The 25,435-nt window shown below is 70.9% G+C and carries 22 protein-coding genes, 1 tRNA gene and 1 pseudogene; 4 read left to right on the forward strand and 20 right to left on the reverse strand.

Features of this window, described 5'->3' with window-relative positions; all coding sequences use genetic code 11:
* Positions 1 to 17 precede the first annotated feature (17 nt).
* The 9 genes from ruvA to pgsA all read right to left on the reverse strand — a co-directional run bounded on the left by ruvA (position 18) and on the right by pgsA (position 7,135).
* Positions 18 to 623, reverse strand: coding sequence for a Holliday junction branch migration protein RuvA (gene ruvA, locus ACFY3C_RS10125; RefSeq protein ID WP_386574849.1), 606 nt, complete (start codon positions 621 to 623; stop codon positions 18 to 20).
* Positions 620 to 1,159: a crossover junction endodeoxyribonuclease RuvC gene (ruvC, locus tag ACFY3C_RS10130; protein ID WP_390770446.1), complete on the reverse strand. Its 540-nt coding sequence runs from the start codon at positions 1,157 to 1,159 to the stop codon at positions 620 to 622. The genes ruvA and ruvC overlap by 4 nt, the downstream gene beginning before the upstream one ends.
* Before the next feature lie 206 nt (positions 1,160 to 1,365).
* Entirely contained in the window at positions 1,366 to 2,118 is a 753-nt protein-coding gene (locus ACFY3C_RS10135; protein WP_386574846.1) for a YebC/PmpR family DNA-binding transcriptional regulator, read from the reverse strand.
* Between the two features lie 49 nt (positions 2,119 to 2,167).
* Positions 2,168 to 2,773: a pyridoxal 5'-phosphate synthase glutaminase subunit PdxT gene (pdxT, locus tag ACFY3C_RS10140; RefSeq protein WP_386574845.1), complete on the reverse strand. Its 606-nt coding sequence runs from the start codon at positions 2,771 to 2,773 to the stop codon at positions 2,168 to 2,170.
* A 13-nt stretch (positions 2,774 to 2,786) separates the two neighbouring features.
* Positions 2,787 to 3,692, reverse strand: a complete 906-nt coding sequence (gene pdxS / locus ACFY3C_RS10145) for a pyridoxal 5'-phosphate synthase lyase subunit PdxS (RefSeq protein ID WP_386574844.1) — start codon at positions 3,690 to 3,692, stop codon at positions 2,787 to 2,789.
* Positions 3,693 to 3,807: 115 nt separating this feature from the next.
* Positions 3,808 to 4,350 carry a hypothetical protein gene (locus ACFY3C_RS10150; RefSeq protein WP_386574843.1) on the reverse strand — a complete coding sequence of 181 codons (543 nt, stop codon included), beginning with the start codon at positions 4,348 to 4,350 and terminating at the stop codon, positions 3,808 to 3,810.
* Between the two features lie 48 nt (positions 4,351 to 4,398).
* Positions 4,399 to 5,559 (reverse strand): glycosyltransferase family 4 protein, encoded by a 1,161-nt coding sequence (locus ACFY3C_RS10155; protein WP_386574842.1) that lies wholly within the window; start codon positions 5,557 to 5,559, stop codon positions 4,399 to 4,401.
* Positions 5,556 to 6,464 (reverse strand): phosphatidylinositol mannoside acyltransferase, encoded by a 909-nt coding sequence (locus ACFY3C_RS10160; RefSeq protein WP_390770447.1) that lies wholly within the window; start codon positions 6,462 to 6,464, stop codon positions 5,556 to 5,558. Before ACFY3C_RS10160 ends, ACFY3C_RS10155 begins: the two co-directional genes overlap by 4 nt.
* A complete protein-coding gene (gene pgsA / locus ACFY3C_RS10165; RefSeq protein ID WP_386574840.1) occupies positions 6,461 to 7,135 on the reverse strand; it encodes a phosphatidylinositol phosphate synthase in 675 nt (224 codons plus the stop codon). The genes ACFY3C_RS10160 and pgsA overlap by 4 nt, the downstream gene beginning before the upstream one ends.
* A gap of 284 nt (positions 7,136 to 7,419) precedes the next feature.
* On the opposite strand from pgsA, the gene ACFY3C_RS10170 reads away from it, so the two are divergent.
* Both ACFY3C_RS10170 and ACFY3C_RS10175 read left to right on the forward strand, forming a co-directional pair.
* On the forward strand, positions 7,420 to 9,618 hold the full coding sequence (locus ACFY3C_RS10170; RefSeq protein ID WP_386574839.1) for an elongation factor G-like protein EF-G2: 2,199 nt from the start codon (positions 7,420 to 7,422) through the stop codon (positions 9,616 to 9,618).
* Positions 9,619 to 9,830: 212 nt separating this feature from the next.
* On the forward strand, positions 9,831 to 11,477 hold the full coding sequence (locus ACFY3C_RS10175) for a hypothetical protein (RefSeq protein ID WP_386574837.1): 1,647 nt from the start codon (positions 9,831 to 9,833) through the stop codon (positions 11,475 to 11,477).
* 30 nt (positions 11,478 to 11,507) lie between these two features.
* On the opposite strand, the gene ACFY3C_RS10180 is transcribed toward ACFY3C_RS10175, so the two are convergent.
* Positions 11,508 to 12,065, reverse strand: a complete 558-nt coding sequence (locus ACFY3C_RS10180) for an HIT family protein (protein WP_386574836.1) — start codon at positions 12,063 to 12,065, stop codon at positions 11,508 to 11,510.
* A gap of 67 nt (positions 12,066 to 12,132) precedes the next feature.
* On the opposite strand from ACFY3C_RS10180, the gene ACFY3C_RS10185 reads away from it, so the two are divergent.
* Complete coding sequence (locus ACFY3C_RS10185) at positions 12,133 to 12,792, forward strand: potassium channel family protein (RefSeq protein WP_390770448.1); 660 nt, start codon at positions 12,133 to 12,135, stop codon at positions 12,790 to 12,792.
* 28 nt (positions 12,793 to 12,820) lie between these two features.
* Here the strand turns inward: ACFY3C_RS10185 and thrS are convergent, their stop codons facing one another.
* The 3 genes from thrS to ACFY3C_RS10200 form a co-directional block, all read right to left on the reverse strand.
* On the reverse strand, positions 12,821 to 14,797 hold the full coding sequence (thrS, locus tag ACFY3C_RS10190; RefSeq protein WP_390770449.1) for a threonine--tRNA ligase: 1,977 nt from the start codon (positions 14,795 to 14,797) through the stop codon (positions 12,821 to 12,823).
* Between the two features lie 98 nt (positions 14,798 to 14,895).
* The gene (locus ACFY3C_RS10195; RefSeq protein WP_386574832.1) at positions 14,896 to 16,137 is read right to left on the reverse strand and encodes a hypothetical protein; all 1,242 of its coding nucleotides are present in this window, start codon (positions 16,135 to 16,137) and stop codon (positions 14,896 to 14,898) included.
* Positions 16,134 to 16,700 (reverse strand): DUF4365 domain-containing protein, encoded by a 567-nt coding sequence (locus tag ACFY3C_RS10200; protein WP_390770450.1) that lies wholly within the window; start codon positions 16,698 to 16,700, stop codon positions 16,134 to 16,136. The genes ACFY3C_RS10195 and ACFY3C_RS10200 overlap by 4 nt, the downstream gene beginning before the upstream one ends.
* Positions 16,701 to 16,868: 168 nt before the next feature.
* Between ACFY3C_RS10200 and ACFY3C_RS10205 the strand changes: the two genes are divergently transcribed.
* On the forward strand, positions 16,869 to 17,594 hold the full coding sequence (locus tag ACFY3C_RS10205; RefSeq protein ID WP_386574830.1) for a 3'-5' exonuclease: 726 nt from the start codon (positions 16,869 to 16,871) through the stop codon (positions 17,592 to 17,594).
* A gap of 21 nt (positions 17,595 to 17,615) precedes the next feature.
* On the opposite strand, the gene ACFY3C_RS10210 is transcribed toward ACFY3C_RS10205, so the two are convergent.
* From ACFY3C_RS10210 to ACFY3C_RS10240, 7 genes and pseudogenes are all read right to left on the reverse strand, one after another.
* On the reverse strand, positions 17,616 to 19,418 hold the full coding sequence (locus ACFY3C_RS10210) for a DUF2207 family protein (protein WP_390770451.1): 1,803 nt from the start codon (positions 19,416 to 19,418) through the stop codon (positions 17,616 to 17,618).
* A gap of 56 nt (positions 19,419 to 19,474) precedes the next feature.
* A tRNA-Val gene (locus ACFY3C_RS10215) sits at positions 19,475 to 19,546 on the reverse strand.
* Positions 19,547 to 19,585: 39 nt separating this feature from the next.
* Positions 19,586 to 20,032, reverse strand: coding sequence for an SRPBCC family protein (locus ACFY3C_RS10220; RefSeq protein WP_390770452.1), 447 nt, complete (start codon positions 20,030 to 20,032; stop codon positions 19,586 to 19,588).
* Positions 20,033 to 20,156: 124 nt separating this feature from the next.
* A pseudogene (locus ACFY3C_RS10225) lies at positions 20,157 to 22,895 on the reverse strand (Tat pathway signal sequence domain protein).
* A gap of 100 nt (positions 22,896 to 22,995) precedes the next feature.
* The gene (locus ACFY3C_RS10230) at positions 22,996 to 23,586 is read right to left on the reverse strand and encodes a hypothetical protein (protein WP_386574826.1); all 591 of its coding nucleotides are present in this window, start codon (positions 23,584 to 23,586) and stop codon (positions 22,996 to 22,998) included.
* Between the two features lie 10 nt (positions 23,587 to 23,596).
* A complete protein-coding gene (locus ACFY3C_RS10235; protein ID WP_390770453.1) occupies positions 23,597 to 24,472 on the reverse strand; it encodes a carbohydrate ABC transporter permease in 876 nt (291 codons plus the stop codon).
* Complete coding sequence (locus tag ACFY3C_RS10240; protein ID WP_390770454.1) at positions 24,469 to 25,428, reverse strand: carbohydrate ABC transporter permease; 960 nt, start codon at positions 25,426 to 25,428, stop codon at positions 24,469 to 24,471. Before ACFY3C_RS10240 ends, ACFY3C_RS10235 begins: the two co-directional genes overlap by 4 nt.
* Positions 25,429 to 25,435: the final 7 nt, after the last annotated feature.

Genomic DNA, 25,435 nt, shown 5'->3' on the forward strand with positions numbered 1-25,435 from the left:
CCTTCGGCTTTTGGGGGTCAGCGGGCTCGGTTCAGGGTCTGCAGGGCGGCCTTCAGCAGCCGGCCCACCTGGGGTGTGCCGCCCGCCGCCTCCGCCTGGGGCGCCACGGCGGCCACGGCCTCCTCGGCCTCACGGGTGGCGTAGCCGAGGCCGATGAGAGCCGCGTGCAGCTGGTCGCGCCAGCCCTGGGTGACCGGGGCGCCGACCGCGGGGGCGCCGGTGGGCGCGCCGAGCCGGTCCTTCAGCTCGAGCAGCAGCTTCTGCGCGCCCTTCTTGCCGATGCCGGGGACCGCGGTGAGGGCCTTCTCGTCACCGGTGGCGACGGCGCGGCGCAGTGCGTCCGGCGTGTGCACGGCGAGCATCGCCTGGGCGAGGCGCGGTCCGACCCCGCTCGCGGTCTGCAGCAGTTCGAAGACCTGGCGCTCGTCGTCGTCCGCGAAGCCGTACAGGGTCAGCGAGTCCTCGCGCACCACCAGGGAGGTGGCGAGCTTGGTCTGCCGGCCCATGCGCAGACCGGAGAGCGTGTTCGGGGTGCACTGGACGGCGATGCCGATGCCGCCCACCTCGACCACCGCGGAGTCGGGGGCGAGGGCGGCGACCGGGCCGCTGACGAACGCGATCATGCCGTACGGCCTTTCGTTGCGTGGATTGTGTGCCGGGCGACGGCCTGCTGGAGCCGGTTCTGGGCGGGGGCGCGCCAGATGTGGCAGATGGCGAGGGCGAGGGCGTCCGCGGCGTCGGCCGGCTTCGGCGGGGCGCTGAGCCGCAGCAGGCGGGTGACCATGGCCCCGACCTGGGCCTTGTCGGCGCGGCCGCTGCCGGTGACGGCGGCCTTGACCTCGCTGGGGGTGTGCAGGGCGACGGGGATGCCCCGCCGGGCGGCGCACAGCATGGCAACGGCGCTGGCCTGGGCGGTGCCCATCACCGTGCGCACGTTGTGCTGGCTGAAGACGCGCTCGACGGCGACGAACTCGGGCCGGTGCTCGTCCAGCCACTCCTCGATGCCCCGCTCGACGGCGAGCAGCCTGAGGCTCAGGTCGGCGTCCGCGGGTGTCCGTACGACCCCGACGCCGAGCATGGTGAGCGGCCGGCCCGCGACCCCCTCGACCACGCCTACACCGCACCGCGTCAGCCCGGGATCCACCCCCAACACGCGCACGCGCCCCTGCCCTTCTTTGCGGCTAAACCGCCGCCGCTCTCGCGGACCTGGCTGAACACCGTCGTGGTTCCTCAATTGATGGTTGCGGTCCGTGGACGGCGATCTCCTTGTTCGCGCCAGGCTATCCACTGCCACTGACAACGACGGCGGGCCGGTGGGATGTGTCCCACCGGCCCGCCGAAGAAGACGCTGAGCCCGCGGCAGCGCTACGCGTCGACCTTCTCCATGACCTCGTCGCTGACGTCGAAGTTGGCGAAGACGTTCTGCACGTCGTCGCTGTCCTCGAGCGCGTCGATCAGCTTGAAGATCTTCTTGGCGCCCTCCTCGTCCAGTTCGACCTGGACGGACGGTACGAAGCTGGACTCGGCGGAGTCGTAGTCGATGCCGGCCTCCTGGAGGGCGGTGCGGACCGCGACCAGGTCGGTGGCCTCGCTGATGACCTCGAAGGACTCACCGAGGTCGTTGACCTCCTCGGCACCCGCGTCCAGCACGGCACCCAGGACGTCGTCTTCGGTCAGCTCGCCCTTGGGGACGATGATGACGCCCTTGCGGCTGAACATGTACGACACCGAGCCCGGGTCGGCCATGTTGCCGCCGTTGCGGGTCATGGCGACACGAACGTCCGAGGCGGCACGGTTGCGGTTGTCGGTGAGGCACTCGATGAGCACCGCGACACCGTTGGGGCCGTAGCCCTCGTACATGATCGTCTCGTAATCGGCGCCGCCGGCCTCGAGACCACCGCCGCGCTTGATCGCGGAGTCGATGTTCTTGTTCGGGACCGACTGCTTCTTGGCCTTCTGGACGGCGTCGTAGAGCGTCGGGTTGCCCTCGAGGTCAACACCGCCCATACGCGCCGCGACCTCGATGTTCTTGATCAGCTTCGCGAAGAGCTTGCCGCGCTTGGCGTCGATCACGGCCTTCTTGTGCTTCGTCGTAGCCCATTTAGAGTGGCCGGACATCTGCCTGTCTCCTTCGCGTAACCCATCTCTGCAACGAACTCCAGAGATCCTACAAGGATTCCGGTGTCCGGTTGGCGCGCACCATGTCGACGAACAGGGAGTGCACGCGGTGGTCGCCGGTCAGTTCCGGGTGGAACGACGTGGCGAGCACGTTGCCCTGACGGACCGCGACGATGTGGCCGTCGTGCTCGGCGAGCACCTCGGCCTCGGCCCCGACGGACTCGACCCAGGGGGCGCGGATGAAGACGCCCTCTACAGGATCGCCCTCGACGCCCTTGACGTCGACCGCCGCCTCGAAGGACTCGTTCTGCCGTCCGAAGGCGTTGCGGCGCACGATCATGTCGATGCCGCCGATCGTCTCCTGGCCCGAGCGCGGGTCGAGGATCTTGTCCGCGAGCATGATCATGCCGGCGCAGGTGCCGTAGACGGGCATGCCGTCGCGTACGCGCGCGCGGAGGGGCTCCATCACTCCGAAGAGGACGGCCAGCTTGGAGATGGTGGTGGACTCGCCGCCGGGCAGGACGAGACCGTCGACCTCGGCGAGTTCCTCGGGGCGCCGCACCGGCCTGGCCACGGCGTCAGCCGCGGCCAGGGCGATGAGGTGCTCCCGTACGTCGCCCTGGAGGGCCAGGACGCCTATGACGGGGGTGTTCATGTGTTCCGGTGCCTTACCAGCCGCGGTTCGCGTAGCGCTCGGCCTCGGGGAGGGTGTCGCAGTTGATGCCGACCATGGCCTCGCCCAGGTTGCGGGAAGCGTCCGCGATGATCTTCGGGTCGTCGAAGAAGGTGGTGGCCTTCACGATGGCGGCGGCGCGCTTGGCCGGGTCGCCGGACTTGAAGATGCCGGAGCCCACGAACACACCCTCGGCGCCGAGCTGGCGCATCAGGGCGGCGTCGGCCGGGGTGGCGACACCACCGGCGGAGAAGAGGACCACCGGGAGCTTGCCCAGCTCGGCGACCTCCTTGACCAGCTCGTACGGGGCGCGCAGCTCCTTGGCGGCGGCGTACAGCTCGTTGTTGTCGTAGCCGCGCAGGCGGGCGATCTCGTTCTTGATCTGGCGCAGGTGGCGGACGGCCTCGACCACGTTGCCGGTGCCGGCCTCGCCCTTGGAGCGGATCATCGCGGCGCCCTCGGCGATGCGGCGCAGGGCTTCGCCCAGGTTGGTGGCACCACAGACGAAGGGGGTGGTGAAGGCCCACTTGTCGGAGTGGTTGACCTCGTCGGCCGGGGTGAGGACCTCGGACTCGTCGATGTAGTCGACGCCGAGGGACTGCAGCACCTGGGCCTCGACGAAGTGGCCGATGCGGGACTTCGCCATGACCGGGATGGAGACGGCGTTGATGATGCCCTCGATCATGTCCGGGTCGGACATGCGGGCCACGCCGCCGTCCTTGCGGATGTCGGCCGGGACCCGCTCCAGGGCCATGACCGCGACGGCGCCCGCGTCCTCGGCGATCTTCGCCTGCTCCGGCGTGACGACGTCCATGATCACGCCGCCCTTGAGCTGCTCGGCCATGCCGCGCTTCACGCGGGCGGTGCCGGTCTCGGGAGCCTGGTTCTCGGTGGTGGACACGGGTGACCTCACTGAAGGGAAAGAGGGTTTTCTGCTCCAGAGAGGAAACGTGAGTGGACCAGGCCACAGCAAGGGCCAATGGCAACCCGGTGGATCCTTTTGGTCCACCAAAGGTTCAGGAGGCCCGCTCCACCAGGGCCGCGGGAGGCTCGTCGTCCATCTCGAAGGCCAGCGGGAAGGGGGCGTGGCCGGCCAGTCGGAACCAGCGCACCTTGCGGTGCTCCCGGAGCCTGCGGGCGGCTCCCACGGCGTCGTTGTGGAAGCGGCGGGCCATGGGGACCCGGCGTACCGCTTCGGCCAGCTCACAGGCCGCCGACTCGCCGCCCGGGGCCTCCCGTACGGCCTCGACCTGCTGCGGATCCTCGAACACCGCGCGCAGCGCCTGGCTCAGCTCGCTCTCCGCCACCTCCCGCTGCTCCTCCTCGGCCTGCCGGGCGGCGTGCGCGGCCTCGTAGAGCACGATCGAGGCGGCAGGGTCCAGCACGCCCGAGGTCGCCAGTTCCTGCGTCACGGAGGCCCGCCGCAGCAGCTGCGCGTCCAGCGCGGCCCGCGCGGCGTCCATCCGCACGTGCAGCCGGTCCAGCCGGCCGGCCGTCCAGCTCAGGTACAGGCCGATGGCGACGAGCGCGACGAAGATCCAGATGAGGGTTGCGGTCACGGGCGAAGGTTAGTCGGCCCGCGAGGCCGGCCGGAGCAGACCCTCGCCTCAGTCCCGCGCCAGCCCGAACCGTGCCCTGAATCCCGTGCGCTCGTCGGTGGCCACCGCGGACGTACCGGTGGTGACCGTCTCGTACACGGACAGGATGTCCGCGCCGACCGTGGACCAGTCGAAGCGGCGTACGTGGGCGCTGCCCCGCTCGCGCAGCTCGGCGCGGCGGTCCGGGTCCGCCAGCAGCCGTACGGCGGCCTCGGCCAGGGCGTCCGCGTCCTCGTTGGCGAAGACCTCGCCGGCCTGGCCCTGGTCGAGGACCTGGACGAAGGCGTCCAGGTCGGAGGCGAGGACGGGGGCGCCCGCCGACATGGCCTCGACGAGGATGATGCCGAAGCTCTCGCCACCCGTGTTGGGCGCGACGTACAGGTCGACGCTGCGCAGGAAGCGCGCCTTGTCCTCGTCGCTGATCATGCCGAGGAACTCGACGCGGGAGCGCAGCTCCTCGGGCAGGTCCTCGACGGCCGCCTCCTCGTCGCCGCGTCCCGCGACCAGCAGACGCGTCTGCGGGCGGGCGGCGAGGATCTTCGGGAGGGCCTTCATCAGGACCGGCAGGCCCTTGCGGGGCTCGTCGATCCGGCCGATGAAGCCGAGCGTGTCTCCCTGCCATTCGGGGTTCGGCTCGGCCTTGGCGAAGAAGTCGACGTCGACGCCGTTCGGGATGACCACCGCGTCGCCTCCCAGGTGCTCGACCAGGGTGCGGCGGGCGTACTCGCTGACCGCGATGCGCGCGCTGATCTTCTCCAGCGCGGCCTGCAGGATCGCGTACGCGGCGATCATCGCGCGCGAGCGGGGGTTGGAGGTGTGGAAGGTGGCCACGATGGGGCCCTGGGCCGCCCAGCAGGTCAGCAGGCCGAGCGACGGGGAGGTCGGCTCGTGGATGTGGACCACGTCGAACGCGCCGTCGTGCAGCCAGCGCCGCACCCGCGCGGCCGACAGGAAGCCGAAGTTCAGGCGGGCCACCGAGCCGTTGTACGGCACCGGAACCGCGCGGCCGGCCGAGACGACGTACGGCGGCAGCGGCGTGTCGTCGTCGGCGGGAGCGAGGACGGAGACCTCGTGGCCGAGGCGGATGAAGTACTCGGCGAGGTCACGGATGTGGAACTGGACGCCACCGGGCACGTCCCAGGAGTACGGGCAGACGATCCCGATTCTCACGAGGGTCCCTTCGCGGGGTCGAGGTCGGCGAGCCACAGGCGCTGGAGCATGTGCCAGTCCTCCGGGTGATCGGCGATCCCCTTGGCGAAGACGTCGGCCAGTGCCTGTGTCATGACAGACGTCTTCTCGGCCCGGTCACCTGTCTCCGGTACCTCGATCGGGGGATGCACCTGGCCCTTCATGACGGGCGAGTCGTCGTACCAGAGCGTGACGGGCATCAGCAGCGCGCCGGTCTGCTGGGCGAGCAGGGCCGGGCCCGCGGGCATCCGGGTCCGCTCGCCGAAGAAGTCGACCTCGACGCCGGACGCGGACAGGTCCCGGTCGGCGACCAGGCAGACCAGGCCGCCGTCGCGCAGCCGCCGGGCCAGGGTGCCGAAGGCGGTGCCACCGCTGTGCGGCAGGACCTCCATGCCGAGGCCCTCGCGGTAGGCGACGAAGCGGTCGTAGAGCGTCTCGGGCTTCAGCCGCTCGGCGACCGTGGTGAACGGCGTCTCCAGCTTGGTGGTGACCCAGGCGCCGGCCAGGTCCCAGTTGGCCATGTGCGGCAGCGCGAGGATCAGGCCCCGGGGGGAGGCGATCCCGTCGGTCAGGTGGTGCACGTCCGTGCACTCGAAGCCCGTCTTCACGCGCTCGGCGCTCCAGGCAGGCAGCCGGAAGGACTCCATCCAGTAGCGCAGGTACGAGCGCATGCCCGCGCGGGAGAGTTCGGCGAGGCGCTCGGGGCCGGCGTCGGGCACCACGCGCGCGTAGTTCGCCTCCAGCCGCAGGACGCCCTTGCCGCGCTGCTTCCAGGCGAGATCGGCGATGGACCGGCCGAGGCGGACCGCGGCGGGTTCCGGGAGCTTCTTGACGGTGCTCCAGCCGAGTCCGTACAGCGTGTCGGTGAGCCGGTCGGCGGTGCTCACTTCGCCGCCTCCCTCCCCTGGGACGCGTTCTGCTGCGCCGCAGCCTCCGCCTCGGCGGACTCGCGACGGACGGTGACGACCCGCTGGACGAGGGTGACGAGGCTGCCCACGGCGACGATCCACAGGGCGATCGGGAGGAGGACCTGGATGCCCGGGACGCCGAACTTGTGGAGGCCGGCCAGACCGGCCGCCACCAGCGAGATCACCAGCCGCTCGGCGCGCTCGACGAGGCCGTTGACGGCGACCGGCAGTCCGATCGACTCGCCGCGCGCCTTGGTGTACGACACCACCTGGCCGCTGGCCAGGCAGAAGATCGAGACGGCGCACAGGGCGTTGTTGTCGCCGTTGCCCGCGTACCACAGGGCGAAGCCGCCGAAGATCGCGCCGTCGGCCACCCGGTCGAGCGTGGAGTCCAGGAAGGCGCCCCAGCGGCTGGAGCGGCCCAGCTGGCGGGCCATGTTGCCGTCGACCAGGTCGGAGAAGACGAACAGGGTGATCACGATCGTGCCCCAGAAGAACTCGCCCCGGGGGAAGAAGACCAGCGCGCCCGCGACGACACCGGCCGTGCCGATGAGCGTGACCGCGTCGGGGCTGACGCCTCGCCGGATGAGAAACGCGGCGAACGGTGTGAGGACACGCGTGAAGAATGCACGCGCGTACTTGTTCAGCATGGCCTTCCCGACGGTCGTGGCGCCGCGGCCCTGGTGGCCACCGGCTGGCCCATCGTAGTCACGCGCACGCGTACGTGACGGGCGGGCACCCGCAGACGTGCCGCGAACCGGTGCACACCCGCCCGCGCGGGGGGGGCGCGCGGCGCGATCGGCGTCCGTCGTATGGACGCAGCATGACGGGAGTGGAAAGCTCGAAGGACCGCGGGCGTCGCAGGAGCCGCCAGTGCACGCGGTGCCGCGTGTCCGCGCCCACAGTGACCTCACCGTCCACGGGAGGCAGGATCATGGGCGACAAGGCGCAAACACACCCCGGGGCCGCCGGCAGGGCAGTGGCGGCCGACCACCCCGCGTCCGTACGGAATGTGGTGCTGGTCGGCCACTCCGGTTCGGGCAAGACGACTCTGGTGGAGGCCCTCGCGCTGACCGCGGGGGCTGTGAACCGGGCGGGCCGCGTGGAGGACGGCGGCACCGTCTCCGACTACGACGAGATCGAGCACCGGCAGCAACGCTCGGTACAGCTGTCCCTGGCCCCGGTCGAATGGGACGGGTTCAAGATCAACGTCCTCGACACCCCTGGGTACGCCGACTTCGTCGGCGAGCTGAGGGCCGGTCTGCGAGCGGCGGACGCGGCCCTCTTCGTCGTCTCGGCCTCGGACGGCGTGGACGGCTCGACCCGCATGGTGTGGGAGGAGTGCCAGGCCGTCGGCATGCCCCGCGCGATCGTGATCACGCACCTGGAGGCCGCCCGGGCGGACTTCGAGGAGATGACCCGGGTGTGCGCGGAGGCCTTCGGCGCCGACGACCCCGACGCCGTGCTGCCGCTGTACCTGCCGCTGCGCGGGCCGGAGGGCCCCGACGGGCACGCACCCGTGACCGGGCTGATCGGGCTGCTGTCGCAGAAGCTCTTCGACTATGCGTCCGGGGAGCGCAAGGAGTCCGAGCCCGGCGAGGACCAGCTGCCGCACATCGCGGAGGCCCGCAACCGCCTCATCGAGGGGATCATCGCCGAGAGCGAGGACGAGACCCTCATGGACCGCTACCTGGGCGGCGAGCAGATCGACGTCAAGACGCTGATCGACGATCTGGAGCGGGCCGTCGCGCGCGGCACCTTCTTCCCGGTATTGGCGGCCGCCCCTGCCGCCGACGGCGCCCGGCAGGGCCTCGGCACGGTCGAGCTGCTGGAGCTGATCACCGGCGGGTTCCCGACCCCGTTCGAGCACCCCATGCCCGGGGTCACCACCATCGACGGCAAGCCGCGCGAGCTGAAGGCCTGCGACACGGGCGGCCCGCTGGTCGCCGAGGTCGTGAAGACCGCCTCCGACCCGTATGTCGGCCGGATCTCGCTGGTCCGCGTCTTCTCCGGCACCCTGCGCCCCGACGAGACGGTGCACGTCTCCGGGCACGGTCTGGCCGACCGCGGGCACGAGGACCACGACGTGGACGAGCGGATCGGCGCGCTGTCCACGCCCTTCGGCAAGCAGCAGCGCCCGGTGACGCACGCCGTCGCGGGCGACCTGGTGTGCGTGGCCAAGCTCGGCCGCGCCGAGACCGGGGACACGCTCTCGGCCAAGGACGACCCGCTCCTGATGGAGCCCTGGCAGATGCCCGACCCGCTGCTGCCGCTCGCCATCCAGGCGCACAGCAAGGCGGACGAGGACAAGCTCTCGCAGGGACTGAGCCGGCTGGTCGCCGAGGATCCGACGATGCGCCTGGAGCAGAACCAGGACACCCACCAGGTGGTCCTGTGGTGCCTGGGCGAGGCCCACTCGGACGTCGCCCTGGAGCGGCTGCGCAGCCGGTACGGCGTCCAGGTCGACGTCGTCCCGCACCGGGTCTCCCTCCGGGAGACGTTCGCGACGAAGGCCGCGGGGCGCGGCCGGCACGTCAAACAGTCCGGCGGGCACGGGCAGTACGCCATCTGTGAGATCGAGGTGGAGCCGCTGCCGGGCGGCTCGGGCATCGAGTTCGTGGACAAGGTGGTGGGCGGCGCCGTACCGCGCCAGTTCATCCCGTCCGTGGAGAAGGGCGTACGGGCACAGGCCGCGAAGGGCGTGGTCGCCGGGTATCCGCTGGTGGACGTGCGGATCACGCTGCTGGACGGCAAGGCGCACTCGGTGGACTCCTCCGACGCCGCCTTCCAGACGGCGGGCGCGCTGGCCCTGCGCGAGGCCGCGGGCCAGACGCGGATCCATCTGCTGGAGCCGGTGGCCGAGGTGACCGTGCTGGTCGCCGACGACTACGTGGGCGCGGTGATGAGCGACCTTTCGAGCCGGCGCGGCCGGGTGCTCGGCACCGAGCAGGTGGGCTCCGGACGGACCCTGGTCCGCGCCGAGGTGCCCGAGTTCGAGATCGGCCGCTACGCGATCGACCTGCGCTCCCTGTCGCACGGGACGGCGCGCTTCGACCGGGCGTACGCCCGGCACGAGCCGATGCCGCCGCAGATCGCCGAGCGGATCCGCGAACAGGCGGGAGAATCCTCGTAGTTCACCATCGGTGGACGTCATGCGTCGGCGGGCGGCTTGGGCCGTCCGCCGACGCGGTGTCAGTGGCTGCGGATACGCTGATCACCTGATCACGGTGTGCCGAACTCGTGCGGTAGTGGCTTGGTCTCGGCACGACGGGATGTCCAACAGGTGTGCGGGGCACGGAAGTCGGGAAGGCCGCAGAAGCGACACCGGCGGCGATGGGGGCGGGAATGTCGGTTGGAACGGAGTGGGACGGACCGCAGGTGCCCGTGTCCGGCGACGAGGGGCAGGCGGCGACCTTCGCGCTGGCCTCGGCGGCCTACCGGGACAACGTGGTCGAGGACATCAAGAAGACCGACAACGAGTGGCACCAGTCGACGGTCAAGGCCGGCCGGATCGCCCTGCTCAAGCCGAACCTCGGCGAGGCCTTCTCGCGGGCCGTCGTCGACCGCATGCTCGCGCCCGGGCGCAAGCCGCTCATCCAGTCCTTCGGCGCCGAGCCCCAGGTCGTCGTGGAGCACTGCTTGGCGGCCAACAACATCCGCCGGGAGCGGGACAACCGGCTGTCCCTGGTCATGGTGGTGTGCGGCCTGATCTTCCTGCCGGGCCTCGTCGGCTGGCTGCTCGTCTTCCAGCTGCGCACGTACGTCGCCAAGCGCGACGACAAGCGGGCCGGGGCGCTCGCCACCGCCCTGCTCGCCGGGGTCGGCGTGCTCGCCGCGCTCTTCCTGCTGAAGATGCCGTTCACCGGGTTCTGGGCGTGGTACGCGCGCGGTTGCGTCGTGGCCCCGGTGCTGGGCTGGTTCTGGGCCAAGCAGATCTGCGAGCGCACCGCGAAGGATCTGCGGGCGCGCTGGGACGGCCTGCTCTCGGGCACCAGCGTCGGCGCCAAGGTCCCCGAGGCCGTGCCGCGCAGCCCCGGCGAGACCGCGGCCGAGCAGCTGCGCCAGTCACTGGCCCGGCTCAGCGCCGAGCAGCAGTCCAACTCGGTCTTCTATGCCGGTCCCAAGGGCATACTCGGCATGGGCACCCGCTGGGGCGCCTGGCAGCTCGCCGAGGACCTGGCGCCCGCCGACCCCACCCGGGAGATCCACCCCTTCCGCAGCTGGGACGTCATACGCGCGATCCACGACCAGCTGCGCATGCTGGAGCGCGGCCCGCTGAACACCGGCGGCTTCCCGCGGCCCTCGATACGGCACTGGATCGTGACGCCGATCGGTGAGAACGCGAAGGCGGTGTCCCGGCCGGAGGGCACGGACGTCGAGGCGTTCCAGGTCAAGTCGCACGCCATACAGGACATCTGCAACAAGCAGCAGTTCGGCAGCGGTGACCGGCACTATCTGGGCGTGCAGTGGACCCTGTGGGACGGCCAGCTGGTCCTGACCATGCTGATCACGGTGACCGTTCTGCACGAGACGCTGCGCATCGAGGTGACCGGGCACGCGCTGGGGCCGGTGAACCCGCTGTTCCACGCGAAGCCGGAGGCGCCGACCAAGGAGGTCAGCAAGTCCCTCAAGCCGTGGGAGACCCGCACGGTCAAGCTGCCGCTGGTACGCACCGACGAGGTGGTGCGGCTCGCCGCGCGCGCCCCGCTGACCTGGTATCCGCCGCTCCTCAACTGGCTCGGCGGCTCCCTCGCGCTGCCCGAGCCCTTCGGCCTCCGGCACGCCTGGGCCGACCAGCCCTGGCGGCACCGTTTCATGGCCGACGACGCGCTGCGCGCGGCCACGCCGGTGTTGCGGGTGGTGCACTCGGCCGCGCTCCGGGTCCTGGCGGAGAACGGCGTGGACACGGCGAAGTTCGGCAACCGCTCGTCCGTGCTCAGCGGTCTGGTGCAGGATGCGTCGCCCAGGAAGGCAGACCTGTACGACGCGTAGGGGTGCCCCCTGGCAAGGACACCCAGGGGCCTACGCCGGCCAAGCCTCCGCCAGCATCTTCCGCGTGTCCGCCAGCAGCTGCGGCAGCACCCTCGTGTGGCCGACCACAGGCATGAAGTTCGTGTCGCCGCCCCAGCGCGGGACGATGTGCTGGTGCAGGTGGGCCGCGATGCCGGCGCCGGCCACCGTGCCCTGGTTCATGCCGATGTTGAAGCCGTGCGCGCCGGAGGCGGTGCGCAGGGCCGTCATCGCCTGCTTGGTCAGCTCGGCCAGCTCGGTGGTCTCCGGCCCGGTCAGGTCGGTGTAGTCGGCCACGTGCCGGTAGGGCACGGTCATCAGGTGGCCGCCGTTGTACGGGTAGAGGTTGAGGACGGCGTACACGTGCTCGCCGCGGCGGACGATCAGGCCGTCCTCGTCGGACTTGGCCGGGATGGAGCAGAAGGGGCAGCCGTCGCCGGCCCCCGGGCCGGTCGGCTTGTTCTCGCCCTGGATGTAGGCCATCCGGTGGGGCGTCCACAGGCGCTGGAACGCATCCTGCGTCCCCACTCCGATCTGCTGCTCCGGCTCACTCGTCATGCAAGGCAGCATATGGCTTCGCCCGTTCGCGGCGTGTCGCCGGGGCGGCAGGAGGGCACTCACCGGCCAAGCTTGGCCGGTGGACGACGACAGCCCGCTAGCCCGCTGGGAGCAGCACACCGAGATCCCACTCTTCATCGCGTCAATGGTCTACCTGGCCGCGTACGCCGCCCACGTCCTGGCGATCGGCCTGGCGCCGGTCTGGCACACCCTGTTCCTGTCCGTATTGCTGGTCCTCTGGATGCTCTTCGCTCTGGAATACGTGGTGCGCTGGCGGCTCAGCGGACAGCGGTGGGGGCACTACGTCGCCACCCACGTGCTGAACACAATCGTGGTGCTCCTGCCCCTGTTGCGTCCGCTGCGGATGGTGCCGTTGTACGAGGCGATCCAGCGCAAGCGCGGGGAGCCCCGGCTCGCGCTCTACGGACGCGTGATCTCCTACGCCGGCCTGTCCACCGTGCTCCTCGGTTTCTCCGGTGCCCTCGCGGTCTACCAGCAGGAACGCGGAGCGCCGGGGGCCACCATGCGGACCTTCGGGGACGCCGTGTGGTGGGCCTGCTCGACCCTCAGCACGGTCGGCTATGGCGACGTCACCCCGGTGACCCCGGGCGGACGCGTGATCGCGACCGGCATGATGGCAGGCGGGCTGGCCCTGCTCGGCGCGGTGACGGGTTCGTTCTCGTCCTGGTTGCTGCAGACCTTCACGCGCGAGAGCGACGAAAGGCTCCCGGGGAAGTGATCCCCGGGAGCCCTGCGAACGGTACGGATCAGACCTGGGTCCGCTCCTCCACGACCTGCGCGATCTTCGCGATGGCCTCGTCGAACGGAATGCCGTTCTCCTGCGAGCCGTCGCGGTAGCGGAAGGACACCGAGCCGTTCGACATGTCCTCGTCGCCCGCGATGACCATGAAGGGCACCTTCTGCTTCTGGGCGTTGCGGATCTTCTTCTGCATGCGGTCCGAGGAGGAGTCCACCTCCACGCGCAGGCCCTTCTTCCGGGCCGCCGCGGCGAACTTCTCCAGGTACTCGACGTGCCCGTCGCCGATCGGGATTCCGATCGCCTGGACGGGGGCGAGCCACGCCGGGAAGGCGCCCGCGTAGTGCTCCAGGAGCACCGCGAAGAAGCGCTCGATCGAGCCGAAGAGGGCGCGGTGGATCATCACCGGGCGCTGCTTGGAGCCGTCCGGGCCGGTGTACTCCAGGTCGAAGCGCTCGGGCAGGTTGAAGTCGAGCTGGATGGTCGACATCTGCCAGGTGCGGCCGATCGCGTCCTTGGCCTGGACGGAGATCTTCGGGCCGTAGAAGGCGGCGCCACCCGGGTCCGGAACCAGGGGCAGGCCCTGCTTCTCGGCGACCTGGCGCAGCGTCTCGGTCGCCTCCTCCCAGACCTCGTCGGAGCCGACGAACTTCTCCGGGTCCTTGGTGGACAGCTCCAGGTAGAAGTCGGTCAGGCCGTAGTCGCGCAGCAGGCCGAGGACGAAGGTGAGCGTCTTGTCCAGTTCCTCGGACATCTGCTCACGGGTGCAGTAGATGTGCGCGTCGTCCTGGGTGAAGCCGCGGGCACGGGTCAGGCCGTGCACGACGCCCGACTTCTCGTACCGGTACACGGTCCCGAACTCGAACAGGCGCAGCGGCAGTTCACGGTACGAGCGGCCGCGCGCGTCGAAGATCAGGTTGTGCATCGGGCAGTTCATGGGCTTGAGGTAGTAGTCCACGCCCTCGTCGAGCTGCATGGGCGGGTACATGCCCTCGGCGTACCAGTCCAGGTGGCCGGACGTCTCGAAGAGCTTCCCCTTCGTCGCGTGCGGGGTGTAGACGAACTCGTAGCCCTCCTCCTCGTGACGGCGGCGCGAGTAGTCCTCCATCACGCGGCGGACGATGCCGCCCTTGGGGTGGAAGACGGCGAGGCCGGAGCCGATCTGCTCGGGGATGGAGAACAGGTCCAGCTCGTTGCCCAGCTTGCGGTGGTCGCGCTTCTCCGCCTCGGCGAGGAAGTCGAGGTACGCCTTCAGCTCGTCCTTGGACGGCCAGGCGGTGCCGTAGATGCGCTGGAGCATCGGGTTCTTCTCGCTACCGCGCCAGTAGGCGGCCGCGTTGCGCATCAGCTTGAACGCCGGGATCAGGCGGGTCGACGGCAGGTGGGGACCGCGGCAGAGGTCCTTCCAGCACAGGTCGCCGGTCTTGGCGTCCAGGTTGTCGTAGATCGTCAGCTCGCCGGCGCCGACCTCGACGTCCGCGCCGTCGTCGTGCGACGCCGAGCCCTTGAGGCCGATCAGCTCCAGCTTGTACGGCTCGTCCGCCAGCTCCTCGCGGGCGGCGTCGTCGGTGACGACGCGGCGGGCGAAGCGCTGGCCGCGCTTCTGGATCTCCTGCATCTTCTTCTCGATGGCCTTGAGATCCTCGGGCGTGAACGGCTTCTCGACGTCGAAGTCGTAGTAGAAGCCGTCCTTGACCGGCGGACCGATGCCCAGCTTGGCCTCGGGGAACAGCTCCTGCACGGCCTGCGCCATGACGTGCGCGGTGGAGTGGCGCAGGATGTTCAGACCGTCCTCGGAGGAGATCTCGACGCCCTCGACCTCGTCACCGTCGGACAGCGCGTACGCGAGGTCCTTCAGCTCGCCGCCCACGCGCGCGGCGATGATCGACCGCTCGCCCGCGAAGAGGTCGGCGGCCGTAGTGCCCGTCGTCACCACGCGTTCTCCCCGCTCGGAATCGCGTTGGATGATCACACGGACGTCTGACACCGGTCTCTCCTGACTGAAGGTGGGTGCGGCGCCATACCAGGAGCGCGCGCACAAGGGATCGTACCGACCCGACACCTCCGACCGCTAAACGGTCACCCTCAGTCCTCGCCCCCGCACGCCTCCCCGCACGCCTCCTCGAAGAAGGCCCCTTCCCCATCGGTCCCCTGCAAGGACTTCATCAGCCGGTCCCGCTCGGCGTCGTCCACCTGCACGGGAACGACCCCGGAGGCACCGGTGAGCCTGCGGAAGCCGCCCCGGCGCTCCAGGCGACCATGCACCCGCACCGGGAGGCCGACGAGGTGGGCGTGGCCGGCGATGCGGTAGTCCTCCTCGTCCAGGGTGACGCGGACGTGCGGGACCTCGGCGCCCGCGAGCACCCGCAGCCGTACGGTGCCCGCGCCACGCGGCCCGGAGCGGCGCAGCCGGACCACCGTGCCGGTGATCCGGACCGGCACGGACGGTTCCCCCTGCACATAGCGGGCGCCGGCCGCGTGCAGCACGGGCAGGTCGCCGGGTGAGAACTCGACGGGTTCGGCGGAGGCGGCACAGCCCTCGGGCACTCCGGCCCCGGGGGCCCAGGCGATGGCGATGCGGGCGCCCTCGGTGCCGCGGACGAGCGTGGTGAGCGCCTCGGTCAGCTCGCGGCTGACGCCGGCCTCGACCGCGCCGTCGAAGGCGTCCATGCCGCCGGTGGCCCGCTGGTAGTCGATGGCCTCGCGGGCGGCATACAGGGCCTGGTGGAGGCGGACGGCGAGCGAACGGCCGGTGGGCACGGGCACGAAGGCGGTCAGCCGGTGGCCCTCGGCGGTGGGGCCGACGAGGACGTTCTCCAGGAGGCCGGCGGCGGACCGGCGGTGCCGGGCGCCGTAGTAGCCGGCACGCGCGCGCGTGGCGAGCGCGGCGGCGAGGAGCATCTGGCGGGCCGCGGTGCGCAGGCGCTCGTCGACCGCCCAGGCGGAGGCGCCGACGGGCCCGCTCGGGGTGTCCCGCCACCAGCGGATCTCGTCGCTGGGCACGGCGAGGGAGATCAGCACCTCGCGCGCGGCGGGGGTGTCACTGCGGGCGAGGGCGTCGAGGGCCTCGCCGAGCAGGTCGTCGCTGTCGGGGAAGGCCCGGTTCTCGGGCACCAACAGGCTGGTCCCGCCGCCGCCCGGCCCGGGCGGGGTCCAGCGGCCGTAGCGCCCGGCCGCTCCCCCGCGCCGCTGCCAGCCGTGCCGGCGCAGCAGGGCGCCGAGCACGGCGGGGTCGACCTCGGCGGGGTCGGGCGGCCGGTTCCAGGCCAGGTCGTCGGGGTGCGGCCGGACCTGCCGGGCCGGCTCGTCGTACGGACGGATCCTCATGGCCTGCCTCCCGTCCCGACCCGCGTCATGATCTCGCACAGCGCACGGTCGTCGAAGATGCGCGAGGTCGGTATCCGCACGGTGGTCCGGTGCCGGCCGGTGACCGGGTGGCCGGCGAGGTTGACCCAGTAGCAGCAGTGCCTGAGGTCGAGCCGGTCGTGGCTGGCGCGCAGCCAGTCGTCCTGGGCGCGCGGGACCAGCATGACGACCAGGATCTTGTGCACCGAGACGGGCGTGCGGGCGAGCTTGCGCAGGTGGTCGTTGTCGAGGGTGAAGGAGAAGAAGCGGCCCGGGGGGTTGGGCGGGACCTGGTAGGTGCACTTGAGCTGCACCTTGATGGTGACCTCGTCGTCGACGGTGTGTCCGGGTGCGCTGTGGCTGACGTGCCAGTCGATGCCGTTGTCCGGGAAGGGCTGGGACAGCGAGCAGCCCGCCGCGGCGGCGACCGCGTGCAGATATCCGACCTGCAGTGTCTCCATGCAGGCGGTGGTGGCGAGCGTGCCGCGGGCGGTGCCCGAGCGTTCGGGCAGCAGCCCGCCCCGCTCGGGCTGCGCTATGGCCATGACCAACAGCCTTCCAAGCCAAGAGTTTCCCCGCTGCGGGCTGCTGAACTGCAAAGACCCGCACTCCTGTTGTGTCCTCGCGGCGTACGGCGCAAACGGCCCGGGTATCACCAAACGGGCAGAAGACGGAACTTCATCTGCCGTGGGTGAACGAGGAGTTGGATTGGGATGACGTGCTGGTACGAGGGGGCGCTGGCCGCCTTCGACACGGAGACGACGGGCGTCGACGTGGAGACCGACCGGATCGTGTCGGCCGCCGTCGTCGTCCAGGACGCGCCGGGTACCCGGCCCCGGATCACCCGCTGGCTGGTGAACCCGGGGGTGCCGGTGCCGGAGGCGGCGACGGCGGTGCACGGTCTGACGGACGAACACCTGCAGCACAACGGCCGCTGGCCGGCGCCGGTGATGTTCGAGATGGCCGAGCAGCTGGCCGAGCACGCGGCGATGGGACGTCCGCTGGTGGTGATGAACGCGCCGTTCGATCTCACGCTGCTGGACCGGGAGTTGCGCCGGCATCGCGCCTCGTCGCTGGACCGCTGGTTCGAGACGAGCCCGCTGCACGTGCTGGACCCCCGGGTCCTGGACAAGCACCTGGACCGCTACCGCAAGGGCCGGCGCACGCTGACCGACCTGTGCGCGCACTACGGCGTGACGCTGGAGGGCGCGCACGACGCGGCGGCGGACGCACTGGCCGCGCTGGACGTCGTACGCGCCGTGGGCCGCCGTTTCGCGACCCGGCTGGAGCGGCTGAGCCCTGCCGAGCTGCACACGCTCCAGGCCACCTGGCACGCGGCGCAGGCCCGCGGTCTTCAGGCGTGGTTCGCGCGCAGCGGCTCGGAGGAGACGGTGAGCACGGACTGGCCGCTCAGGCCGGAGTTGCCGGCGGCGGCGTAGCAGCTTGGCGGGTGCGGGAGTTCACCAGGAGCCTCCGCCACCGCCGCCTGCTCCCCCGCCGACGCCGCCGGAGGAGCCGCCGCCGCTGCCGCCGGAACTTCCGGAGCCGCTGGAGGAGGGCGCCTTGGACGACATGGCGGCGGTGACGACGATGCCGAGGGCCAGCGCGGGTCCGAACCGCACAGCCGGCGAGGCGTGCCGCCTGGTCGGCACGGCGGACGACTCGACGGCGTGCCGCCAGGTGTCGCCCAGGCCGAGTGCGACGGCCCACGCCGTGCAGAGCCGTACCTGGTCGTCGTCGAGCGGTTCCGTGTCGGGAAACGCCGACGGGTCGGCGAGACGACGTCGGAACGCCTCGACCCGCAGCAGCTGGGCGCTGCCCTCGGAGGTGCGCCGGTGCAGTTCCCAGCCGCGCCGCCACAGGGCGAGACCGACGCCGAAGACGATCACGCCGGCGACGAGCAGCGGGCCTCCGGCCGCGTGGCGGCCGGCGCCCAGTGCGGCGCCCACCGCGCCGGCGAGCAGACCGAGCACGGTGGCGGCGATGCCCACGGGCCGGGCGCGGCGGGCCAGGCGTACGGCGGCCGGGTCCCAGAGACCGGAGTCGGCCTGCCATTGCTTCAGGTGCCGGGCCAGCGCATGCCAGCCCGTCTCGAAGGACGAGTCGTACTGGCCCAGGGTGATCTCTGCGCGGCCCGAGAACATGTAGCGCAGGACCTCCCGGGTGACCGGGTCGTCCGCCCCCGCACCACGGTGGGGGCGTCGCAGGGTCGGGGCGTGTTCGGCGCCCCCGAGGGTGAGGTGACCGTCGGCGGCGAGGCCGAGCAGCCAGGCGACCTGGTGCACGGGATCGACCTGCTCGGCGGCCAGGATCCCGCCCTGGGCCGGGCTCAGGCCGGGCGGGGGCAGGGGGCTCGGGACAGGCGCTCCCGGGGTCCCGTCGGCCCCCGCCGGTGCGGGCCGGTCGCGGCCGACGAGCCGCAGCACTCCGATCGTCACCAGGGCCACGGCGAGGGCGAGAGCGACGGAGTAGAGGGCGACCAGCAGCGGATGGATGACGGTGGTTCCGACGGCACCGCCGCCGGGCGGCGCGGGCAGGGCCGCCCGGCCGGCGGCACCACCGCGGGTGGCGTAGAGGGTGAGCCCCTGCTTCCCCTGGAGCCGGTCGATCCGCACGGTGAGGCGGCCGGGCTCGGTCTGCTCGGCGGTGCACTTCTTCCGGGAGCCGTCGGTGCCCTGTACACAGCGCAGACCGGTGAGGTCGTAGGGGGCGACGGCGTGGATCTCGACGCGGGACCGGTCGACGGTCCAGCCGGTGCCCACCGCGTCCCAGGCGAGCCGGCCCTTCTTCACGACGTCCCGGAGGGTGTACTGGATGCGGTACCGGTGCACGCCGGTGACGGCCCGGTCGGGGTCGCCCACCTTGATGCGGGTGGCGATCTCCCGGTGGCCGTTCGGTTCGAGGTAGTAGTCGCCGACGGTGAGTTCCCAGGGGACGTGGTGGCCGTCCAGGGTGACGGCGACGTCGGCGTCGTCCTCGTCGTAGGGCAGGTCGGGCAGGTCGCGGTAGATGCCGTGCCGTTCGGCGTCGGGGAATCCGAAGTCGTAGTCGACGACCTCGGTGATGCGGGCGCTGCCGTCGGCGGAGATCCGCGCGCCGACCCACATGGTGGTGACCCGTTCGCCGTTGCCACCGACCCGGGCCAGCGCCACGAGAGCGCCGAGCAGCAGCGTGAGGAAGAAGATGCCGATCAGACTGCTGGTCCGGCGCTGACGCAGTCGCGCGCCAACTCTCGGTCCTGCCTTGCCCTGTTCTGTACCCACGACGCCCCCCTGACGTCAAAAAAGCCGGCCCGCTGTGCGGACCGGCTTTTTCCCGGTGGGCGATACTGGGTTCGAACCAGTGACCTCTTCGGTGTGAACGAAGCGCTCTCCCACTGAGCTAATCGCCCGGGAACGCACTGAACAATACAGGTCCCTGCGGTGTTACTTCAAACCGCTTCCAGGTGACGCAGCAGTCCGCGCCGCCCGGCCGCCATCATCAGCCGGTGGTTGAGGCGGAAGACGGGGCGTCCCGGCACGGCCAGCCGTCTGAGCAGGGGCTTGGTGACGTCGACGACCTGGTCGTAGCGGGCCAGTGTGCCCGCGCCGTCGGCCGTGACCGTCCAGCGGGCCCAGCCCTCGATGTCTCCGGACACGGCGATCTCCAGGACACCGGCGGCCGGGTCGCGGCGTGTCTCGCGGGCGGTGAAGGTCATGGCGTACGGCAGCAGGGAGCGGATGGTGATGACGCCGGTGGTGTCGTCCAGCCGGGTCACCGCCCGTACCTGCGGCCACCAGTCGGGATAGCCCTCGGGCCGCTCCAGCACCGCGAACACGGCGGCCGGCGGGGCGGGCAGGGACCACAGGCTGAGAAAGCGGTAGTGGGACCAGTCCATGGCCAGAGTCTGCCCTGGTGGACGCGTTGATCTGAGTACGCGTACTCATGCGGCGTGCAGTGACGCGAAACCACACTCGGGGGACGAGCGCCGCCGCCCGTGCGACGGCGCTCCCCCAACGCCGTCAGCCGGGCATCTTGTCGCCGAGCAGGGCCAGGTTCTCGATGGCCGCGAGGCCGTACAGCGCGGTGTCGTTGGTCGACACCCAGCTCGCCTCGCTCCCTGCGACCAGGGCGGCCGGTCCGGTCAGCTTCTCGGTCTTCCACGGCGAGGACTCGGTGTAGCCGTCGGAGCTGTAGAACTTGGTCCAGGCGCGCTTGGCGAGCGTCGCGTCACCGGTCTGTACGGCGGCGTAGGCGTCCAGGCGCGAGTGTCCCTGGAGGAGCAGCAGGGTGCCGAAGTTGCTGCCGTAGCGGGCCGCTTGTTCGGCCTTGGTGGCGTTGAAGTAGCGGCAGTACTCGAGGTAGGCCTCCTTGAACTTCGGCAGGTCGACCAGGTGGATCAGCTCGGCGCACAGCTCGTTCAGGCCGAAGACGGCCGAGAGGTGGGAGACCGCCACCACCGGCTTGTCGGCGACGGCGAACCTGCCGGTGGCGATGTCGTACAGGCCGCTGCCCTGGACGAAGCCGTTGGGCTGGGCGGCGATGGTCTCCATGGTGGACAGGACCCGCGCCCTGGCCTTCTCCCACTTGGGGCCCTTGCGTTCCCACTCGGTCAGCCACGCCGACACCAGTCCGCTCCAGTCGGTGCCGAAGCCGATCGACAGGGCGTGCGGGTCGGGGGTGTACGGGTCGGTGCGGACCTTGCGCTGCGGGTCGAGGACGAGGAACGTCTCGTCGGAGTCGACGTTGGCGCGCATGAGGTCGCCGACGCGTTCGTCGGCGGTGAGGAAGTAGTAGAAGCGCCGGTAGGTGGTGTTGGCGATGCGCTGCTGCTTGGCGCTGTCGGCGAAGTGCTGGACACCGTGCCGGGTGCCGAGGCCGGCTCACTTGCCGAGGTGGTAGACGTCGACCTCGCCGGTGTGCCGGGTCATCGCCTCGGCGAAGCGGAAGATGTCGGGGCGGCCGCTTCTCAGGTACGCGTACCAGAGCCAGAGGTCGGGCGACAGCTCGGAGTTGTCCCAGGCGTAGCCGCCGATGTCGTACCGCCACACGTGCCGGGCCGAGTCGTAGGTGTGCATGATGTCGCCGTAGTCCCAGAAGCCGTACCAACGGCGCATCTCCACCTGGTCCTTGTAGTAGGTGAAGAGGAAGTCGAGGTGGTCCTCGATCTTCGCCTTGGCGGCGGTGGAGCGGTCCGGCTCGGAGTAGAGGCCGGGGCCGAAGACCTTGGCCTTGATGAGCTGCCCGGGCGGGGCGGCGAGCTGCGGCAGGGTCCGTACGGCCGTGACCTGGTCGGCGAGGGTCTCGGGGGCGGGCGTCGACTCGTTGGCCCAGAAGAGGAGTTCGGAGGTGCGGGCGATGCCGTAGGGGGTGCCGAACTCCGGCTCGTAGTCCTCGTAGGTGATGTTGAGGCCTTCGAGCTGCTCGGCGTAGGTGTCCTGGCCCATGCCGTCGTGGTAGAAGCGCAGGTCCATGGGCTGTGCCTCGGGCGACCAGAGCCAGAGGGTGACGGTGGCCTCGTCGGTGTGGGCGTCGCGGATGTCGAGCTGGGCGGGGAACTTCTCCCAGAAGTCCCTCAGGCCGAAGGAGAATCCGCCGCTCGCGCCGCCGACGTAGCCGAAGCCGGAGGCCCGCCCGCCGCTTCCGGCGGTGATCCAGCCGTAGCCCTTCTTGGTGCGCTTGCGCAGCGTGAAGCCGTCGGCGGAGAGCTGGGAGAGGGTGTAGTCGCCCCAGTGCGGGATGTACTGCAGGCGGGTGGTGACGCGCTGGTCCCAGGTGGCGGGGTCGGGCAGTTTCCGGCCCGCGTACTGGGCGGCCTGGACGGCGGCGCCCGGGTCGCGGCGCAGCCCGGTGATGCCCTGGACGGCCTCCCGCAGCAGGCCGGTGCCCTCGCCGCCGATGCGGATGTGCCGGTCGTAGGCCGCGTCCCGCATCGGCACGGCGAACCGTACGCCGAGCCCGCGGATGAAGTCGCCGCTCGCCTTGCCGGGCTCCAGCGTGGCGTCGTAGGTGATGGTGTGCACCATGCGGAAGGACTCGGAACCGGCGTAGAAGTACAGCCGGATCGAGAAGGGAAGCCAACTGCGGCCTCCCTTGCGGTGCTTGCCGTCGATGCGGACCACCGCGCGGACCGGGCCGTCCTGTTCGACGGTGACCTCGTCGATCGCGCCGTCGAAGCGCTCCGTCCTGACCGTGCCCTGGTCCTCGTCCTCGGCCTCGGGCTGCCGGACGAGCACGAGCCGCCCGTTCCTGGCGATCTCGGTCGAGCCCCGGGTGACCGACTTGATGAGGGTCGAGCCGTTCTTGCCGATCTTCGCGGTGATGACGCCGGTGGAGACGTCGATGGTGCCGCCGCTCCTGTCGACGGTGACCTTCCGGTCGGGGGCCTTGGGGGTGCCGGCCGTGAGGGTGAGCTTTCCGGAGCCCGAACCGACCGCGTGCGCCGTCCACTTCAGGGAGCCGTCGGGCCAGTAGGCGAGGGGCCAGGTCTGTACGGGGACGTCCTTGCCGTCGGCGTCCGTGAGCGCGAAGGTCTGGTCCTCCTGGTAGGCGCCCATCGGCCAGGGCACGCCGACGGTGGAGCCGGGCGCGGCGCCGAGGCCGCCGTCCTCCAGCCAGTCCAGGGTCACCGGGTCGGCGCCGTCGGCCGCGGTCGCGGGCGCGGCCTGCGCGTCGCTCGCCCCCAGTGCCCAGCTGAACTGGGCGGCGGCTCCGGCGACGGCGGCCGCCTTCAGGAGGGACCTGCGGGGAATGGGAGACATGGTCTTTCCTTCCGTGCGGGCACGTGCGAGCTGGTCAGGGGCATGACAGAGATGTGTACGGCGCCCAGAGGGCACCGACCTTGATCAGGGCACCGCGGGCTCAGCGGCGCCGGTACCGCTCCTCCACGGCGACGGCCGCCGCCACGACGGCCCCGAGCACGGGGACCGCCAGCGGTGCGATGAGCAGAGCGGAACAGCAGGTCAGGACCGCTCCGCCGACGAGCAGGAAGGATCCGGCGGGGTCGAGGACCGTACGGCGGCCCGCGTCGGCGAGCAGGGCGCGCCAGCGGCTCCCCGGGGTCCACACGGCCGCCGCGCGCAGCCCGGCCACGGCGAGGCCGAGCAGTGCGAACAGGCCCACGGCAGCGACGAGCGGCCCGCCGGGCAGCCCCGCGCGCACGGCCTGGACGTCCACTCGCCCCAGCGCCACCGCGACCCACCCGACGGCCCCGACGGCCCAGCCGCCGCGCAGCGCGCTCCGGAAGTCGGCGACGAACTCCCGCAGGCCGCCGCCCTCATGCGCCGTACGACGGCGCAGGTGCCGGGCGCCGGCGGCGAAGGCGGCCGGGTAGGTGACGACTCCGAGGGAGGCCACCGCGATCCACACACCGGTGAGCAGACACTCGGCGAAGACCCCGAACCTCTCCGCGACCACGGACTCCCTGTGCGGCTTCACCCGTGCTTCCGCCATGGTGGCCGCCTCAGCCCTTCAGTCCGGAGGTCGCCATGCCGTCGATCAGGTACCGCTGGAAGGCGAGGAAGAACAGCAGCACCGGCAGCAGCGCGACCAGGGACATGGCGATCATGCCGCCGTAGTTGGCGGCCACACCGTCGGAGTCGCGGAACATCATCAGGCCGAGGGAGACGGTGTACTTGCCGGGCTCGTTGAGGTAGATCAGCGGGCCCATGAAGTCGTTCCAGGCGTTGATGAAGGTGAAGATCGCGCTGGTGATCAGCGCGGGCCGGCACAGCGGCAGCACGATCGACCAGTAGATGCGCAGGTGACCGCAGCCGTCGAGCCGCGCGGCCTCGTCCAGCTCACGGGGCAGGTTGCGCATGAACTGCACCATCAGGAAGACGAAGAAGGCCTCGGTGGCGAGGTACTTGCCGATCAGCAGCGGGGCGTAGGTGTTGATCCAGCCCAGCTTCTGGAACATCACGTACTGCGGGATCAGCAGCACGTGGTACGGCAGCAGCAGGGTGCCGATCATCAGGGAGAAGAGCAGGTTGCGGCCGGCGAACCGGATGCGGGCGAAGGCGTAGGCGGTGAGAGAGCAAGAGATGAGCACGCCGACGACGGCACCGGCGGCGTAGAAGAGGGAGTTCTGGAAGAAGGTCCAGATCTCGATGTCCGCTATGCCGTCGGCGAGGCCCTTGAAGTTGGACAGGATCGGGTGGGACGGGAACAGCGTGAGGCTGTTGATGATGTCCTTGCTGGGCTTGAACGAGGCGCCGATCACCCAGACCACCGGGTAGAGCATGACCGCGAGGATCAGCAGGGCGCCGAGGTGCCAGGCGAGGGAACCGGCGCGCCTGCGGCCGACCGGGTCCGTGACCTTGGTGGTGACCGCGCTCATCGGGCGTCCTCCTCGTAGTGCACCCACTTCTTCTGGGACCAGAAGAGGACAGCCGTCACCAGGGCGACTGCGAGCAGCAGCATCCAGGCCATCGCGGCGGCGAAGCCCATCTGGGCGTTCTTGAAGCCCTGCTGGTACAGGTAGCAGGTGTAGACGAGCGTGGCGTCGGCCGGTCCGCAGTAGGTGTTGGAGACGACGTAGGCCGAGCCGAAGATCTGGAAGGAGTGGATGGTCTCCAGGAGCACGTTGAAGAACAGCACCGGGGAGATCATCGGCAGGGTGATGTTCCAGAACTTCCGGAACGGTCCCGCGCCGTCCATCTCGGCGGCCTCGTACAGCTCCCTGGGCACCTGCTTGAGCCCGGCCAGGAAGATGACCATGGGCGCCCCGAACTGCCAGACGGTCAGCGCGACCAGGCAGTACAGCACCCAGTCCGCATTGCCGACCCAGCCGCCGACGTGGAAGCCGAGGAAGGTCTGGGTACGGTCCACGATGGCGTCGTCGGAGAAGAGCGAACGCCAGACGAAGCCGACCGAGACGCTCGCACCGATGAGCGAGGGGGCGTAGAAGGCCGCCCGGTAGAAGGACTGGCCGCGGCGGCTCTGCGCGAGGAGCAGGGCGACACCGAGGGCGAGCAGCAGCTTCAGCGGGGTGCCGATGACGACGTACTTGGCCGTCACCTCGACCGACTTCTGCCACCGGGGGTCGTCGAACATCATGGTGAAGTTGTCGAACCCGACCCACTTCGGGGTGTTGAAGAGGTTGTAGTCGGTGAACGCGAAGTACAGCGAGGCCACCATCGGGCCCGCGGTCAGCAGCAGAAAGCCCGCGATCCACGGGGACATGAACAGATAGCCGGCGAGGTTCTCCCGGCGGCGGCCCGGCCGCCGCGCGGTGGCGCGGCCGGCCGGGCGTGTCCTGCGGGTGGCGGGCGCGGAGTCCTTGACGAGCGTCACGGCACGT

Origin of the sequence: Streptomyces sp. NPDC001410 (genome assembly GCF_042895235.1) — a bacterium.
Taxonomy (GTDB): Bacteria; Actinomycetota; Actinomycetes; order Streptomycetales; family Streptomycetaceae; genus Streptomyces.

What these genes read in the sequence shown, in the direction of transcription:
- ACFY3C_RS10230 (WP_386574826.1), bottom strand. Translation starts at nt 23,586, where the DNA reads ATGGCGGAAGCACGGGTGAAGCCGCACAGGGAGTCCGTGGTCGCGGAG.
- ACFY3C_RS10200 (WP_390770450.1), bottom strand. Translation starts at nt 16,700, where the DNA reads ATGGCCATAGCGCAGCCCGAGCGGGGCGGGCTGCTGCCCGAACGCTCG.
- ACFY3C_RS10235 (WP_390770453.1), bottom strand. Translation starts at nt 24,472, where the DNA reads ATGAGCGCGGTCACCACCAAGGTCACGGACCCGGTCGGCCGCAGGCGC.
- ACFY3C_RS10205 (WP_386574830.1), top strand. Translation starts at nt 16,869, where the DNA reads ATGACGTGCTGGTACGAGGGGGCGCTGGCCGCCTTCGACACGGAGACG.
- pgsA (WP_386574840.1), bottom strand. Translation starts at nt 7,135, where the DNA reads ATGCTGAACAAGTACGCGCGTGCATTCTTCACGCGTGTCCTCACACCG.
- ACFY3C_RS10175 (WP_386574837.1), top strand. Translation starts at nt 9,831, where the DNA reads ATGTCGGTTGGAACGGAGTGGGACGGACCGCAGGTGCCCGTGTCCGGC.
- ruvA (WP_386574849.1), bottom strand. Translation starts at nt 623, where the DNA reads ATGATCGCGTTCGTCAGCGGCCCGGTCGCCGCCCTCGCCCCCGACTCC.
- ACFY3C_RS10135 (WP_386574846.1), bottom strand. Translation starts at nt 2,118, where the DNA reads ATGTCCGGCCACTCTAAATGGGCTACGACGAAGCACAAGAAGGCCGTG.
- ACFY3C_RS10170 (WP_386574839.1), top strand. Translation starts at nt 7,420, where the DNA reads ATGGGCGACAAGGCGCAAACACACCCCGGGGCCGCCGGCAGGGCAGTG.
- pdxT (WP_386574845.1), bottom strand. Translation starts at nt 2,773, where the DNA reads ATGAACACCCCCGTCATAGGCGTCCTGGCCCTCCAGGGCGACGTACGG.
- ACFY3C_RS10180 (WP_386574836.1), bottom strand. Translation starts at nt 12,065, where the DNA reads ATGCTGCCTTGCATGACGAGTGAGCCGGAGCAGCAGATCGGAGTGGGG.
- ACFY3C_RS10195 (WP_386574832.1), bottom strand. Translation starts at nt 16,137, where the DNA reads ATGAGGATCCGTCCGTACGACGAGCCGGCCCGGCAGGTCCGGCCGCAC.
- ACFY3C_RS10220 (WP_390770452.1), bottom strand. Translation starts at nt 20,032, where the DNA reads ATGGACTGGTCCCACTACCGCTTTCTCAGCCTGTGGTCCCTGCCCGCC.